Consider the following 14496-nt stretch of genomic DNA (forward strand, 5'->3'; position numbering starts at 1 on the left):
CGGACCGTCGCGCTTTTCTCCGCGTGCGCGCAAGCACCGACAACCGAGATGGCTCGCTACCACATCGAGACGTACGGGTGTACGGCCAACCGCGGCGAGAGCCGGTCGATCGAGCGCCGCCTGCGCGACGGCGGCCACCGCCCCGCCGACGGCCCGGCCGAGGCCGACGTGGCCATCCTCAACACCTGTACCGTCGTCGAGAAGACGGAGCGAAACATGCTCCGGCGGGCCGAGGAACTCGAAGCCGAGGCGGGCGACCTCGTCGTCACCGGCTGTATGGCGCTCGCACAGGGCGAGGAGTTCGCCGACGCGGGCGTCGACGCCGACGTGGTCCACTGGGAGGACGTGCCCGCGGCGGCGATGAACGGCGAGTGCCCCACCACCACGCCGGACGCCGAACCGATCCTCGACGGCGTGATCGGTATCCTCCCCATCGCCCGGGGCTGTATGAGCGACTGCTCGTACTGCATCACCAAGCGGGCGACCGGACGGATCGACTCCCCGCCGGTCGAGGAGAACGTCGAGAAGGCCCGCGCACTCGTCCACGCCGGGGCGAAGGAGATCCGCATCACCGGTCAGGACACCGGCGTCTACGGCTGGGACCGCAACCAAGGTGAGAGCCTCCTCCCCGACCTCCTCGACCGGATCTGCGACATCGACGGCGACTTCCGGGTCCGGGTCGGCATGGCCAACCCGAAGGGCGTCCACGGCGTCCGGGACGAACTCGCCGACGTGTTCGCCGACAACGAGGAGCTCTACAACTTCCTGCACGCCCCCGTCCAGTCCGGATCCGACGACGTACTGGCCGACATGCGCCGCCAACACGAGGTCGACGAGTTTCTGGAGGTCGTCGACACCTTCGACGACCGGCTCGACGAGTGGACGCTCTCGACGGACTTCATCGTCGGCTTCCCCACCGAGACCGACGCCGACCACGAGATGAGCATGGACCTCCTGCGGGAGGTGCGCCCCGAGAAGATCAACGTCACCCGCTTCTCGAAGCGGCCGGGCACCGACGCGGCCGACATGAAGGGACTGGGCGGGACGGTCAAGAAGGAGCGCTCGAAGGCGATGTCGGCGCTGAAACGCGAGGTGGTGGCCGAGGCCCACGAGTCGATGGTGGGCGAGCGTCGCGAAGTCCTGGCGGTTCGCCCGGGCACCGGCGACTCCGTGAAGTGTCGCGACGGCGCGTACCGGCAGGTGATCGTCCAAGATGCGGAGAGCCGTGGCGTCGACCCGGGGAATCGCCTCGACGTCGAGATCACCGCCCACGAGACGATGTACGCCTTCGGTCGGCCGATCTGACTCGCCAACTCCGAACCCGACGGCGTTTTCACCGCACACCGACGACGGGCGGGCATGGCCAAGTGGCTCCGGAGCGGTCTCAGGCGGGACATCTGCGTCGTCGTCGCGAGCGAGGGGTCGCAGACGGCACAGGAGTGCAAGGCTGCGCTCGAATCCCGCTACGACGAGCGACTCGACCCCGCGACCTTCTACGGCGCCTTAGAGGCGCTGACCGACGCCGGTCACCTCGACAGGACGGTCGAGGGACTCCACGACCGGTGCGAACTCACCGACGCGGGCGAACGGGCGCTCGCCGACCACTACGACTGGGTGCGGTCGTCGCTGTCCGATTAGCGCGCCGTCGTCGACGCCGAGGAGCGGTCGGCGGCGTCCTTCCACTCGCCGAGTCCGGAGGGGTCGAGGTGGACGTGCACGTCGGAGACGGGTTCGATCTCGCGGACGCGCTCGCGGAGCTCCGTCTCGATGTCGTGGGCCTCCGCCAGCGAGTGGCTCCCGTCGATTTCGGCGTGGAACTCCACCTCGATCACGTGGCCGGAGTAGTACGCCACGAAGTCGTGGACCCCGCGGACCTCGGGGTGGGTTCGGATCGCCGTCTCGATCCGCTCGCGCTCCTCGTCGGGGGGTGCGCTGTCGGAGAGGTACCGCAGGTTCTCCCGCGAGATGTCGATCCCTTGGTAGATGACGAGCAGGCTCACCACCCCGCCGGCGATCGGGTCGAGGATCGGGTAGCCAAGCGCCATTCCGCCGACGCCGACGAACGCAGCGAGGGTGGTGTAGATGTCGTTCTTGCTGTCGGCGGCCAGCGCGCGAAGCCCCGGCGAATCGAGTTCGCGATTGACGAGACAGGTGTACCAGTAACAGGCGTAGCGGTCGACGAGCGCGAACAGGAGGCCGGCGACGAGGATGGCGCTGTACTCGGCCTCGGGGCCGGTGAGCAGGGCGTTCCCCGAGTCGTAGAGGAGTTTCAGGCCGAGGAGGACGAGGACACCGCCGACGAACAGCGCCGAGAGGGGTTCGAACCGCTCGTGGCCGTGGGGGTGGGAGGCGTCGGGGTCGTCGTAGACGATCCGACCCCAGACGAGGACCACCGCGCTCGCCAGCAGGTCGGCGACCGAGTGGGCGGCGTCGGCCATGAGCGCCAGACTCCCCGAGAGGACGCCGAGCGTCCCCTCGACGCCGATCTTGAGGACGTTCGAGGCGACGTTGACCCACGACGCCTTGAGAAACCCGGTTCGGTCCTCCGTCATGTGGGTTCGACGAAGGGGCCATGCGCACATAAACGGTGCCATCGAGCGCGTACGGGCCGGGTTTCGACGCGGCCTACTCCCCGAACGAGAACGCGACCGCGCGGTCGTCGCCCGTCGTCGTCGCCCCGGATCGGGCGGCGAACGCCTCGTGGAGGCGGTCGTACGTCTCGTCGACGGCCTCGACGATCACCGTCGTGTCCGCGACGACGGGCATGAAGTTGGTGTCACCCGTCCACCGTGGGACGACGTGGGTGTGGAGGTGGTCGTCGATCGACCCCCCGGCCGCCGACTCGCCGAGGTTGAGGCCGGCGTTGAAGCCGTCGGGGTCGAACGCCTCGCGCATCGCCGCGAACGTCCGCTGTTTGAGGCGGGCGTGATCCAGGAGTTCCGCGTCGTCGAGTGTCTCGTAGTCCCCGTCGTGACGGTGCGGGACGACCATGACGTGGCCGGGGTTGTAGGGGTAGTTGTTCAGGATGACGAACGCGCGGTCGCTCCGGGCGACGATCAGACTCTCCCGGTCGGCGTCGCGGTCGGGCAGGACGCAGAACGGACAGCCCTCGATGTCGTCCGCGTCCTCGTCGCGGGTGACCCACTCGATCCGCCACGGGGCGAACAGTTGCTCCATACAGAGGTCGAGAGAGCCACTGGCTTATATTATCGGCTCTGAGACGGCCGCCGTCTGACGAACGTCGGACGTGTGAGTGATTCTCACGGGTGAAAAGTCGGCTAAAGCGAGAGTTAACCGGACTTAATCCGGGTTAACGGTCGTCGGGGCTTATGCGGTCACCGTCGAGAGGGAGACTTGATGAAGGCGAAACGACCGGATCCAGACGCCACCCTCGAACCGTGCGCCGACTGCGGACGCGAGACCAGACACGCCGTCCGGGTGGAGATCCGGACGGAGAATCCCGCGTCGTCGAACGCCGCGTTCTCCCGCGAGCCGTATCGGGTCGCCGTCTGTGGCGTCTGTGAGTCCGAGTCGATCCAGCGGATGAACGACGCCTAGGTCGTCGTCACTTCACACCCGTCCTCGGTGACGATGAGGGTGTGTTCGGCCTGACTGACGAGCCGACCGTCCTCCTCTTTCAACACGGGGTAGCCGTGGATCACGTCGTTTTGCTTGAGACGGCGCAGCGCCATCTCCGCTCGTGAAGCGTCGAGCCACCGGGCGGCGAAGGGAAGGGTGCGGTACTCCTCGGTCACCTGTTCGAGCACCTGCCGGGCCTGCCGGTTGCGGACCGATCGCTCCCGTTCGAGCCCGTAAATCTCTTCTTTGCTCCCTTCGCCCACCTTCCCGCGGCCGTCGGTGGCGAACGGTTCGATGGCGATCACGTCGCCGACGGCGAGTTCGTGGCCCCGGTCGACGCCGCGGTTGGGGACGCTCGGCCCCGTGTGGGCGTCCCACTGCTCGACGCCGTGGCCGGAGAGGTTGAGGACGGGCGTGTAGCCATAGCCCCGAATCACGTCCTCGATCTCACCGCCGATCGTCCCGGTGTCGACGCCGGGGCCGACGGCGTCGACGGCCACGTCGAGGGCCTCCTCGGCGGCCTCGACGAGTTCCGGGGTGCCCGAGAGGTCGACCGTCGTCGCGGCGTCGGCGATGTAGCCGTCGACGTGGACGCCGACGTCCAGACAGACCATGCCGTCGTCGAACTCGGTGTCGTCGTCGCGGCCCGGCGTCGAGTGGCTGGCCTCCTCGTCGACGCTGATGTTGACCGGGAACGCGGGGCCGTCGGCCAGTTCGTAGATCCGTTCCTCGGCGTGTTCCGCCACCTCGAGGTGGGTGACGCCCGGTTCGATCATCTCGGCCGCCTCGTCGAGGACGGTCCGCAGCGCCTCGCCCGCCCGGCGATACTTCTCGACGGTCTCGTCGTCGAGGGGTCCTACGCTCATGGTTCCCGTTGGCGTGAGCCGGGGAAAGAGGTTGCGGGATCGCCGGTCGTCCCGATCCGGGGTGAACAAGCCTTTACCCGGGCGGGCGCGTAGCGTGGCGCAACGATGGTACTCGACAACCTCGGGAGTTCCCTGCGGGGTACGCTCTCGACGCTACAGGGGAAGTCCCGCCTCGACGAGGACGACGTCGAGGAGGTCGTCAAGGAGATCCAGCGCTCCTTGCTCCAGGCCGACGTGGACGTGAACCTCGTGATGGAGCTCTCGGACTCGATCGAGACGCGCGCCCTTGAGGAGGAGCCCCCCGGCGGCACGAGCGCGCGCGATCACGTCCTGAAGATCGTCTACGAGGAACTCGTCGACCTGATCGGCGAGTCGACGGAACTCCCGCTCGAACCCCAGACGATCCTGCTCGCGGGACTCCAGGGATCCGGCAAGACCACCTCCGCGGCGAAGATGGCGTGGTGGTTCTCGAAGAAGGGGCTCCGCCCCGCGGTCATCCAGACCGACACCTTCCGCCCCGGCGCGTACGAACAGGCCGAGCAGATGGCCGACCGCGCCGAGGTGAGTTTCTACGGCGACCCGGACGGCGACGACCCGGTGCAGATCGCCCGCGACGGCCTCGAAGCGACGAGTGACGCGGACGTCCACATCGTCGACACGGCGGGGCGACACGCCCTCGAAGACGACCTGATCGCCGAAATCGAGGAGATCGAATCGGCGGTCGACCCCGACCGCTCGCTGCTCGTCCTCGACGCCGCCATCGGGCAGGGGGCCAACGAGCAAGCCAGCCAGTTCGACGACGCCATCGGCATCGACGGTGTCGTCATCACGAAACTCGACGGCACCGCGAAGGGTGGCGGCGCGCTGACCGCCGTCAACGAGACCGACTCCTCCATCGCCTTCCTCGGTACCGGGGAGACGGTCCAGGACGTCGAGCGGTTCGAACCAGACGGCTTCATCTCCCGGCTGCTCGGGATGGGGGACCTCAAACAGCTCTCGGAGCGCGTCGAGCGTGCGATGGCCGAGACGACCGAGGAGGACGACGACTGGGACCCCCAGGACATCATGGACGGGTCCTTTACCCTCAAGGACATGCAAAAGCAGATGGAGGCGATGAACAACATGGGGCCCCTGGATCAGGTGATGGACATGATCCCCGGGATGGGCGGCGGGCTGATGGACCAACTCCCCGACGACGCCATGGACGTCACCCAAGATCGGATGCGCACCTTCGACGTCGCCATGGACTCGATGACCGAAGAGGAGTTGGAGAACCCGCGAAGCATCGGCCAGTCCCGCGTCGAGCGCATCGCCCGCGGCAGCGGCGTCGACGAGGAGTCGATCCGCGAACTCCTCGAACAGCACAAGATGATGGACCGCACGATCAAACAGTTCCAGGGGATGGGCGACGGCGACATGCAACGCATGATGAAGAAACTCCAGCAGGGCGAGGGCGGCGGCGGTGGCGGCATGGGCGGGATGGGACCGTTCGGGTAGGCGTATTTTTTTGTGGGAGAGCGCCCCAACGGCTCACGTGTCGCCCGTCTCCCACCGCTGGATCGCCCGTCTCCGCACCCTCGACGTCCTCGCGCTGACGGCGCTCCTCTGGTTTCTGGCGAAGTTCCTCCGCTACGCGTTCCCGCCCCTGTTCGGCACCTTCCAGTCGGCGTACGGCGTCTCCAACACAGAACTCGGGTTGCTGTTCTCGGCGCTCATGGGCGGCTACGCAGTCATGCAGTTCCCGTCCGGCGCCCTCGCGGATCGGGTGGGGACCGTCCGCGTCATCGTCGGCGGCGCCGTCGTCGCCTCCGCTGCCGCCCTCGTCCTCTTCGTCACGACGACGTACGCCCTCCTCGTCGTCGCCGTCGTCGGCATCGGCCTCGGCACCGGTGCACACAAGACCGTCGCCATCACCCTCCTGACGAGCGTCTACACCGATCGATCCGGACGGGCGCTCGGTCTGATGGACTTCGTCGGCGAATTCGGCGGCGTCCTCGCCCCCGCCGCCGTCGTCGCCGTCCTCGCCGCGGCGCTCCCCTGGGAGTCGCTCTTCCTCGCCGCCGCCGTCGGCGGCCTCTGTCTCGCCGGGGCGTTCGCGGTGCGGGTTCCCGCCCGCCTCCCCGATGGCGACGCCGACGCCGGCTTCGACGCGGACGACGGCTTTCGCTCGTATCTCACTGCGTTCGCGGCGCCGCGGTTCTCCGCGTTCGCCTTCGTCGCCGTTCTCCTAGGCCTCGCAATCAGCGGCATCACGGCCTTCCTCCCGCTCTTTCTGGAGACCCGAGCGGGTATCGACGCCGGCCTCGCGGGCCTGCTGTACAGCGCGTTTTTCGTCGTCTCGGCCGTCCAGCCCGTCACTGGTGACCTCGCCGACCGGCTGGGACACCTCCGCGTCATCGCCGTCCTCCTCACGCTCGCCATCGTGGCGCTCGTCGTCCTCGTCGTCGCTGGCGTCGGCCCCCTGACCGTCGGCGCCGCGACGGTCGTGCTTGGCGTCGGTCTGCACGGTCCCCGTCCCGGCCGCGACGCGCACCTGATGAATCTCATCCCCGACGACGTGGCGGGCGGTACGCTCGGCGTCGTCCGCACGTCGATGGTGGGGATGAGCGCCGTCTCCCCGACCGTCGTCGGCTACCTCTCCGATGTGGCCTCCTTCTCCGTCGCGTTCGGCGCGATGGCGGCGGTGTTGGCCCTCGCGATGCTCGTCGTCACCGCTCTCGTGCTCACGGAGTCGTGAACCGGCCGCCCTCCGACAGCTCCGCCTGACTTTTCAGCCCGGCACCCGTTGACCCCGACGATGACCGCCCGCGAGGTTGCGACCGAGGCGTATCGGGAAGCGCTCCCCGCCCTCGGTGCCAGCCTCGTCGGTGGCCTCCTCGCCGGCCTCGTCCTCGGCGGCATGCGCGGAGAGCTCCGTGCGGTCGAGGGGTTACTCGTCCTCGTTCCCGCGTTGCTCGCCACCCGCGGCAACGTCTACGGCTCGCTCGGCACGCGGCTGGCGACCGGGCTCCACCAAGGGTTGATCGAACCGCGGGTTCGGGGGAGCGACCGACGGCTGCTCGCGGCTGCGGCCGCGGCACTCGCCAACGGCATCCTCACCTCGCTGTTCGCCGCCGCCGCCGTCGTGGTCGTCCTCACGACGCTCGGTGCGCCGGTCGCGGGACTGGGTCACCTCCTCGGTATCGCCCTCGTCGCGGGCGTGCTCTCCGGGATCACCCTCACCGCCGTCGTCGTCACCGTCGTCTTCGCCGGCTACCGCCGGGGCCACAACCCCGACACGCTGGTCGGACCGCTCGTCACCACGACCGGCGACGTGTTCGGTGTCCTCTTTCTCCTGATCGCCGTCCGCGTCGTCGCTCGCCTCCTGGGGGGAATCTGAGTGTCGACCGCCTGGACCGTCCGTGCCATCACGCGGGCGATGCTCCCCCTGCTCCTCCTGTTGACGCTGGTCGAGATCGGCAGCGGACTCGTCCTCGGGAGTTTCGAGTCGACCCTGCTTCGCTACCCCTCGTTGCTCGTCCTCGTTCCGGTCACCATCGGCACCGCCGGCAACCTGGGGAGCATCCTCGCCGCCCGCCTCTCGACGGCCTTCCACCTCGGCACGCTCTCCTTTTCGCTCGACGACGACGCACTCGTCGGGAACGCCGTCGCCACCGTCGCGCTCGCGGCCTCCATCTTCCCGCTCGTCGGTCTCGGCGCCTGGGGACTGAGCGCGCTCACGGGATCGACCGCCCTCTCGCCGTGGACGGTGCTCGCCGTCTCGCTCGCGAGTGGCCTCTCGCTTGCCGTCCTCGCGGTGGCCGTCGCCGTCGTCGCCACCTACGCCGCCTACCGGTTCGAGCTCGACCCCGACGACGTGGTGATCCCCGTCGTCACCAACACCTGCGACGTCCTCGGGGTCGTCCTCCTCTATCTCTCGGTGCTGGCGTTCGTGTAGCCGACCCGGACGGTCCGCTCGCGTGGCCCGTCACAGTCGATCACGAGCACCGACTGCCACCGCCCGAGTGCGAGACTCCCGTCGACGACCGGAACCGTCGTCGACGGCCCCAACAGGAGCGCCCGGAGGTGCGAGTCGGCGTTGTCGTCGATCCGGTCGTGGTTCCACCCCTCGTCCGGGACGAGGCCGTCGAGGAACGCCCGCACGTCGTCGAGCAGTCGCGGTTCGGCCTCGTTGATCACGACGCCGGCGGTGGTGTGCTCGACGAAGACGGTGAGCGTCCCCGTGTCGGCGTTCTCGGGCACGGCGCCGACGACCCGGTCGGTCACGTCGACGACATCGAGACGGTCGTCCGTCGAGACGGTGAACTCCATGGTCGAGCGTCGGTCAGGGGCGACAAAGGCTATTCGGGGTCGATCGGCCGCCCCTCCTCAGTCGGCGGGGCGACGTGGTCGACGACCGACTCCACGTCCGGGTCGTGGACCGTCACCTGCACCTCGACGTCGCCGAGTTCGTCGGGGTTACCGACGGCGAAGTTGACGAGCCCTTGGAACGCCGCCTGCTTTTTCAGCGCGAACGCGAAGCCGTCCTCGTCGGCCCGCGCGAAGAACTCCCGGCGGGCGGTGTCGAGTATCTCCTGTTCGTGTAACCGTTCGGAGAACGCCTCCATCGAGTGTGCCTCGCCGACGACCCGCCCCGGTTTCTGGCTGATCTCGGCGTTCGGGAAGAGGTTCTCCACCGCGTCGACGACGCGGTCGGTGACTTCCGTGTCGCGGACGGGTGCGATCACCCGCACGTCGATCCGGTGGATCATCGGTCTATCTCCGCCTCCGCCGGCACGTCGAGCAACTCGCGAATCCGCTCGTGGAACGCGTCGAGCGACCCCGTGTTCTCGACGGTCACGTCCGCCCGCGCCATCACGTCACCCATGCCGAAGCCGAGTTCGCGCTCCTCGCGGGCTTCGAGTGCCTCCCGGTCGAGGTCGGAGCCGTCGCGACCCCGATCCGCGAGTCGCTCGGCCCGCGTCTCGAACGGCGCTTCGACGCTCACGAGGACGAACCCGTCGCCGAACGCCGCCTCGAAGCGGTCCGCCTCCGCCGGCGACCGGAGGCCGTCGACGAGGATCGTCTCCGACTCCGAGGCCGCGAGCGATTCCTCGATCTTCGGGAGCGACCGCTCGGCGATAGCCCCCGGACCACCTTCCTCGCGGAGCGCCGTCGCCACGTCGCCGTGGTGTTGTGCCGGGTCGAGTCCCCGGTCGCGACACGCCTCCCGGATCACGTCGCCCATGGTGACGACGGGCACGCCAGCCTCTCGGGCGACGGCCGCGGCCTCGCCCTTGCCGCTGCCCGGAAGTCCCACGGTGCCGAGTACCTTCATTACCCCTCCGTACCCGCCTCGCGGCCTTATACTCTCTGACAACGCGCCAGCCTTTTGCCCGCGCTCGCCCTCGGAGTCGCATGGCCCAACGCTCCCTCCTGAGCCGCGCCCTGTGGTTTGTTGCCGTCGGCTGGTGGGCGACGCCCGTCGTCGTCAACGCCGCGTGGTTCCTCTCGGCCACCGTCGTCGGCGCGCCACTCGGCGTCAAACTCGTCAACCTCCTCCCGACGGTGTTGACCCTGCGGGAACCTGCGTCCATGACTGACCCCTCGTCCGCCCGCGGCCAGCGGTCGCTCGCGCTCCGGGCGCTCTACTTCGTCCTCGTGGGCTGGTGGCTCGGCTGGCTCTGGGCGAACGCCGCGAGTTTCCTCGCCGTCACCGTTATCGGACTGCCTCTCGCGATTCCGATGTTCGACCGGCTTCCGTACGTCACGTCGCTGTACCGGTTCGACGGCTGAGCCGAACGGTTTTTGACCGCGCCTCCGTCATCCCCGGTGAGGGCACGTAGCTCAGTCCGGATAGAGCGTCGGACTTCTAACCCCGAGGCCTGCGGGGGGAGTCATCCGACGGTCGTGGGTTCAAATCCCATCGTGCCCGCTATCCGCGAACGACAGTGAGCGGTAGCGGCATCTGGGATTTGAATCAGGGAGCGGCTTCGCCGCGACCGTGGTTCAAATCCCATCGTGCCCGTACAGAAACGCTCGGTCACCTGCCTCCGGCGGCTCTCGATCCGGCGATCGTTCCGACGGTCGAACGGCATCCCCCGCTCGTCGTTGCGCCGGTCCCGTCGGTTTTTTGCATACGATCTCCCCGAGATAGCCGTCGACTTCGCAGTACGGTGTCGAACGCCGCGAGCACACCTTACAAAACAATTATCAGAGCGGCTGACAATCGACTCCCAGTCAGCCGATGAATCCCTCCCTCGTTGGCCACAGCGTACTCTTTGCTCTGTCCGCGCTCGCCTGTGTGGTCACGATCCCCCGCGCCCGAGCGATCCGGCATCCGGGGACACGGGACGGCCTCGTCGCCCTCCTCGGATCCGTCGCGCTGTGGTCCATCGGGTATCTCGGGTACCTCCTGGCACCGACACAGTCGGGCAAACTCGCGTTTTACATTCTCGGGTTCGTCTTCGCGTTCGTCGCCGTCGGTGCGTGGCTCTACTTCTGTGCCGCCTACACCGGTCGGCCACCGCGACACGCCCCGTTCCGGAATCTCCTCCTCGGCCTCTTCGTCCTCTTGACCGGACTCAAAGTCACGAACCCGCTCCACAACCTCTACTTTACGACCGAGTGGGCCACCGACCCGTTCCCGTACCTCGTCATCCACCACGAACTGCTCTACTGGCTCGTGTTGGGGCTGTCGTACGCCGTCATCGCGGTGGGCTTTTTCATGCTCGTGGAGCAGTTCCACCACACCGGCAGTGACAGTCGTCCGCTCGTCGTCCTCGTCGGGCTCTCGGGACTTCCGGCCGTCGCGACGATCGTCGGGAGTCAAGTCGACTGGCTGCTCCCGCTGCTGTACGAGCCACCCGGCGTCGCGCTGTTCGCCGTCGGGACGCTGTTCTTCTACAGGCAGCGGTTCGAGGCGATCCGACTCACCGGCGACTCCGACGAACCGGCGATCTTCCTCGACCAGGATGCCTGCGTTCGGGACTACAACCAGGCGGCTCGCAGGCTCTTCCCCGCCCTCGAGGGGTCGTTCGGGAAACCGCTCGACGCCGTGAATACGGCACTCGCGGACCACCTCACGAGCGGCGACGTGCTGGCGCTCACGGGGGCCGACGAGACGCGGTTCTACGACGTGTCTCACACGCCGTTCTTGGCTGGCGAGGTGACGACCGGCCGGTTGGTGACGGTCACCGACGCAACCGAACGGGAGTCGTATCGACAGCGGCTCGAAGAGCGGACCGAACAGCTCGAAGCCCTCAATCGCGTGGTTTGACACGACATCCGGAACGATATGGCCGTGATTCTCGGGTGGGCGGAGATCCTCGAAGACCACGTCGACGAAGACGGGAGGGAGCCGCTGGACCGCGTCTTACAGAAGTCCCGGCACGTGATTCAGTTCACGGAGGTGGCACGCGACTTCGTCGAATCGCTCTCGGAGGAGGGCGCTACCGAGTTGGAAGCGATCGAGTTACGGCCGCTCCTCGAAGCCGAACTCGCCGCAGTACGCGAGTCGTTCCCGAACGCTCGGTTCCGGAGGACGGGTGAGCTCCCCACGGTATCGGTACGGGCGAACGAGATGCTCTCCTCGGTGTTTCGGAACATCCTCGAGAACGCGGTCCGGCACAGCGAGAAAGGCTCCCCCGAGGTCACGGTTGCCTGTCGCGTGGGTCCGGAGACCGTTCGTGTTCGGATCGCGGACGATGGACCCGGTATCCCCGACGACCGGAAAGATCGAATCTTCGGAAAGGGCGAAAAGGGGATGGACAGTCCGGGATCCGGGATCGGGCTGTACCTCGTCCGAACCTTGACCGAACAGTTCGGTGGCGAGGTGTGGGTCGAGGACAACGAGCCACGGGGCGCCGTCTTCGTCGTCGAACTCCCCGTGCATACGCCATAGCACGAGCACCTCACGTCCGGTCACGAGACCACGCTCACACCGCGACGGGACTCGACGCGTCGGCGCGAACCACACCGAGTCCGGGCCACCTTCCACGTCCGTGGTGGGACGGGGACGGGGCCACGATGTCGCCGCCTCGTTCCGGGTGGTCCGGGGTCGTCGGTCGCACCAGCCGCCCGTCCCGCCCGCGAGCAGTGTGCCCGTAGCCCGCCGCTGCCCCGTCGTAGCGTGCCGATTCTCACGACCGAATAGCGGAGCACAGGATATATCGTCACCCCCGCTACACCACCGGTATGGCGACCGACGATTCGTTGTCCATCCTCGTCGTCGACGACAGCGACTTCTTCGTCTCGTTTCTCTCGGACAGGCTCGAGTCCGACTACGGAATGACGGTCACCACCGCGACCAGCGCCGACGACGCGCTGTCGGAGCTGGCGGCGACCACGGTCGACTGCGTCGTGAGTGATTACGAGATGCCCGACACCTCCGGGCTGGAACTGTACGAACTGGCCGACGAGCGCCACGACGTTCCGTTCATCCTGCTCACCGGCCACGGCGACGAGGAGGTCGCGAGCCGAGCGATCCGCATGGGGATCGACGAGTACCTGCTGAAACGATCGATCAGGGAGGACGAGCCGCTCGACCTGCTGGTCAACCGCATCCGGACCGTCGTCGAACAGCGTCGGGCCCAGCGGAAGTACGAACGACTGGTGGACAACTCCCCCGACGAGATCGGTCAGGTGACCACCGACGGGGAGATTCTCGCCGCGAACGAGACGATGGCGACGGCGTTCGGCGTCTCTCAGTCGGAGTTGGTCGGCGAACAGCTGTCGGCGATTCTTCCCGACGACGTCGCGGCCGGCCGGCTCGAGGAAGGCAGACGCGCGATCACCGCCGGGAGCGCCGTCACCTTTCAGGACAGCATCGGGGTCAGACACTTTCACAACGTCGCGGTCCCGGTTTCGACGGCCGGCCGGGGGGAGTCGATCCAACTCGTGAGCCGGGAGATAACGCTGCAGAAGCGAACGGAGCGCGAGTTGGAACGGAAAAGCGAGAAACTCGCCATGATCAACCGCTTGGTCCGCCACGACATCAACAACGACGTCCAGTTGCTGATGGCGTGGGCGGACCGACTCGACGACCACGTCGACGAGACGGGGACGGACATCGTCGAGCGCATCGGCGACACGAGCGGCCACATCGCGGAACTCACGTCGATCGCCGGGAACTTCGTCGAGTCTCTGGAGGACGACACCGACATCGACCTCGAACGCATGGACCTCGGTCACGTCCTCGAAACCGAGGTGGAGAAAACGCGGGCGACGTACGGCGACGCGAGGATCGTCGTCGACGACCTGCCACGAGTCGAGGTCCGTGCCAACGAACTGCTGGCGTCCGTGTTCAACAACCTCCTGAACAACGCGGTCCGGCACAACGACTCGGACGACCCGACGGTTCACGTCGACCTCCGGGAGACCGAGACGGACGTCGTCGTCCGGGTTGCCGACGACGGACCGGGCGTGCCGGACGACCGAAAGGAGGCGATTTTCGGCAAGGGAAGTCGGGGCGTCGACAGTCCCGGCACCGGGATCGGTCTCCACCTCGTCTACACGCTGGTCGAGCAGTACGGCGGCGACGTGTGGGTGGAGGACAACGAGCCACGGGGTGCCGTCTTCGTCGTCGAACTGCCGAAACCCCCGGCCCGACCGGAATCGACCGGCTGATCGTCGGTGTCGACCGCGACCGGATCGGCTCGCGTCGCGACGCGGCGGTGCCGCCCGCGGCTTCCGTCACACACCGTCGACCAGATACGCCCCCAGATACCCGCCCAGAGCGCTCAGCCCGACGGTGTAGGCGACGGCGATCACCCCGGCGACGAGGACGAAAAACAGACCACCGACCCCGAACGCCATCCCGCCACCGCCCGGCCCGCTCACGGTGAAGACCCCGAGGACGAGGAACAGAAACAGGCCGAACAGGAGGAGCGGCACCGAGGCGACGACGCCCGAAATCGCGCCGATACGGACCCCCTCGTTCGCGTCGGCCTCGCTCAGGTAGGCGGCGACGCCCCCGCCGAGCACCGGCGAGAAGGGGATAAAGGAGAGCACTACCGTTACGACGGCACCGATCAGGGCGTGGAGCGAGGAGTCGGAGACCATACCTCGACCG

The 14496-nt window shown here is 67.7% G+C and carries 18 protein-coding genes and 1 tRNA gene; 12 read left to right on the top strand and 7 right to left on the bottom strand.

Annotation, left to right across the window (positions count from 1 at the left end):
* Nucleotides 1–48: 48 nt before the first annotated feature.
* Both NBT81_RS16830 and NBT81_RS16835 read left to right on the top strand, forming a co-directional pair.
* Nucleotides 49–1305: a tRNA (N(6)-L-threonylcarbamoyladenosine(37)-C(2))-methylthiotransferase gene (locus NBT81_RS16830; protein WP_338740053.1), complete on the top strand. Its 1257-nt coding sequence runs from the start codon at nt 49–51 to the stop codon at nt 1303–1305.
* Nucleotides 1306–1359: 54 nt separating this feature from the next.
* Complete coding sequence (locus NBT81_RS16835) at nt 1360–1638, top strand: PadR family transcriptional regulator (protein WP_338740055.1); 279 nt, start codon at nt 1360–1362, stop codon at nt 1636–1638.
* Here the strand turns inward: NBT81_RS16835 and NBT81_RS16840 are convergent.
* Entirely contained in the window at nt 1635–2552 is a 918-nt protein-coding gene (locus NBT81_RS16840) for a cation diffusion facilitator family transporter (RefSeq protein WP_338740057.1), read from the bottom strand. The genes NBT81_RS16835 and NBT81_RS16840 overlap by 4 nt on opposite strands.
* Nucleotides 2553–2625: 73 nt before the next feature.
* The gene (locus NBT81_RS16845) at nt 2626–3177 is read right to left on the bottom strand and encodes an HIT domain-containing protein (RefSeq protein WP_338740058.1); all 552 of its coding nucleotides are present in this window, start codon (nt 3175–3177) and stop codon (nt 2626–2628) included.
* A 180-nt stretch (nt 3178–3357) separates the two neighbouring features.
* Here NBT81_RS16845 and NBT81_RS16850 point away from each other — a divergent pair, with 180 nt between their 5' ends.
* Complete coding sequence (locus tag NBT81_RS16850; RefSeq protein WP_338740059.1) at nt 3358–3558, top strand: hypothetical protein; 201 nt, start codon at nt 3358–3360, stop codon at nt 3556–3558.
* Here NBT81_RS16850 and map read toward each other — a convergent pair.
* Entirely contained in the window at nt 3555–4445 is an 891-nt protein-coding gene (map, locus tag NBT81_RS16855; protein ID WP_338740060.1) for a type II methionyl aminopeptidase, read from the bottom strand. The two genes, NBT81_RS16850 and map, sit on opposite strands and share 4 nt — an antisense overlap.
* A 105-nt stretch (nt 4446–4550) precedes the next feature.
* Here map and NBT81_RS16860 point away from each other — a divergent pair, with 105 nt between their 5' ends.
* From NBT81_RS16860 to NBT81_RS16875, 4 genes are read left to right on the top strand one after another with little or no spacing between them, the layout of a single operon-like run.
* Nucleotides 4551–5942 carry a signal recognition particle protein Srp54 gene (locus NBT81_RS16860; protein ID WP_338740062.1) on the top strand — a complete coding sequence of 464 codons (1392 nt, stop codon included), beginning with the start codon at nt 4551–4553 and terminating at the stop codon, nt 5940–5942.
* 37 nt (nt 5943–5979) lie between these two features.
* The gene (locus tag NBT81_RS16865) at nt 5980–7182 is read left to right on the top strand and encodes an MFS transporter (protein ID WP_338740064.1); all 1203 of its coding nucleotides are present in this window, start codon (nt 5980–5982) and stop codon (nt 7180–7182) included.
* A 60-nt stretch (nt 7183–7242) separates the two neighbouring features.
* Complete coding sequence (locus NBT81_RS16870; protein ID WP_338740066.1) at nt 7243–7824, top strand: magnesium transporter; 582 nt, start codon at nt 7243–7245, stop codon at nt 7822–7824.
* Nucleotides 7825–8382 carry a magnesium transporter gene (locus tag NBT81_RS16875; protein ID WP_338740067.1) on the top strand — a complete coding sequence of 186 codons (558 nt, stop codon included), beginning with the start codon at nt 7825–7827 and terminating at the stop codon, nt 8380–8382. It abuts the gene before it with no gap.
* On the opposite strand, the gene NBT81_RS16880 is transcribed toward NBT81_RS16875, so the two are convergent.
* The 3 genes from NBT81_RS16880 to NBT81_RS16890 are packed head-to-tail and all read right to left on the bottom strand — an operon-like array spanning nt 8355 to nt 9762.
* The gene (locus tag NBT81_RS16880; protein WP_338740068.1) at nt 8355–8756 is read right to left on the bottom strand and encodes a secondary thiamine-phosphate synthase enzyme YjbQ; all 402 of its coding nucleotides are present in this window, start codon (nt 8754–8756) and stop codon (nt 8355–8357) included. The two genes, NBT81_RS16875 and NBT81_RS16880, sit on opposite strands and share 28 nt — an antisense overlap.
* Before the next feature lie 29 nt (nt 8757–8785).
* A complete protein-coding gene (locus tag NBT81_RS16885) occupies nt 8786–9196 on the bottom strand; it encodes an RNA-binding domain-containing protein (RefSeq protein ID WP_338740069.1) in 411 nt (136 codons plus the stop codon).
* Nucleotides 9193–9762, bottom strand: coding sequence for an AAA family ATPase (locus NBT81_RS16890; protein WP_338740070.1), 570 nt, complete (start codon nt 9760–9762; stop codon nt 9193–9195). Before NBT81_RS16890 ends, NBT81_RS16885 begins: the two co-directional genes overlap by 4 nt.
* Nucleotides 9763–9842: 80 nt before the next feature.
* Here NBT81_RS16890 and NBT81_RS16895 point away from each other — a divergent pair, with 80 nt between their 5' ends.
* From NBT81_RS16895 to NBT81_RS16915, 5 genes are all read left to right on the top strand, one after another.
* Complete coding sequence (locus tag NBT81_RS16895) at nt 9843–10220, top strand: YccF domain-containing protein (protein ID WP_338740071.1); 378 nt, start codon at nt 9843–9845, stop codon at nt 10218–10220.
* A 40-nt stretch (nt 10221–10260) separates the two neighbouring features.
* Nucleotides 10261–10359 (top strand) — tRNA-Arg (locus tag NBT81_RS16900).
* Between the two features lie 369 nt (nt 10360–10728).
* Nucleotides 10729–11703: a histidine kinase N-terminal 7TM domain-containing protein gene (locus NBT81_RS16905; protein WP_425498694.1), complete on the top strand. Its 975-nt coding sequence runs from the start codon at nt 10729–10731 to the stop codon at nt 11701–11703.
* A gap of 18 nt (nt 11704–11721) precedes the next feature.
* Nucleotides 11722–12327, top strand: coding sequence for a HAMP domain-containing sensor histidine kinase (locus NBT81_RS16910; protein ID WP_338740074.1), 606 nt, complete (start codon nt 11722–11724; stop codon nt 12325–12327).
* A gap of 293 nt (nt 12328–12620) precedes the next feature.
* A complete protein-coding gene (locus NBT81_RS16915) occupies nt 12621–14051 on the top strand; it encodes a sensor histidine kinase (protein ID WP_338740075.1) in 1431 nt (476 codons plus the stop codon).
* A gap of 66 nt (nt 14052–14117) precedes the next feature.
* Here NBT81_RS16915 and NBT81_RS16920 read toward each other — a convergent pair whose 3' ends face one another.
* Nucleotides 14118–14486: a DUF5518 domain-containing protein gene (locus NBT81_RS16920; protein WP_338740076.1), complete on the bottom strand. Its 369-nt coding sequence runs from the start codon at nt 14484–14486 to the stop codon at nt 14118–14120.
* Nucleotides 14487–14496 lie beyond the last annotated feature (10 nt).

Origin of the sequence: Haloplanus sp. CK5-1 (assembly GCF_037201915.1) — an archaeon.
Classification (GTDB): Archaea; Halobacteriota; Halobacteria; order Halobacteriales; family Haloferacaceae; genus Haloplanus; species Haloplanus salilacus.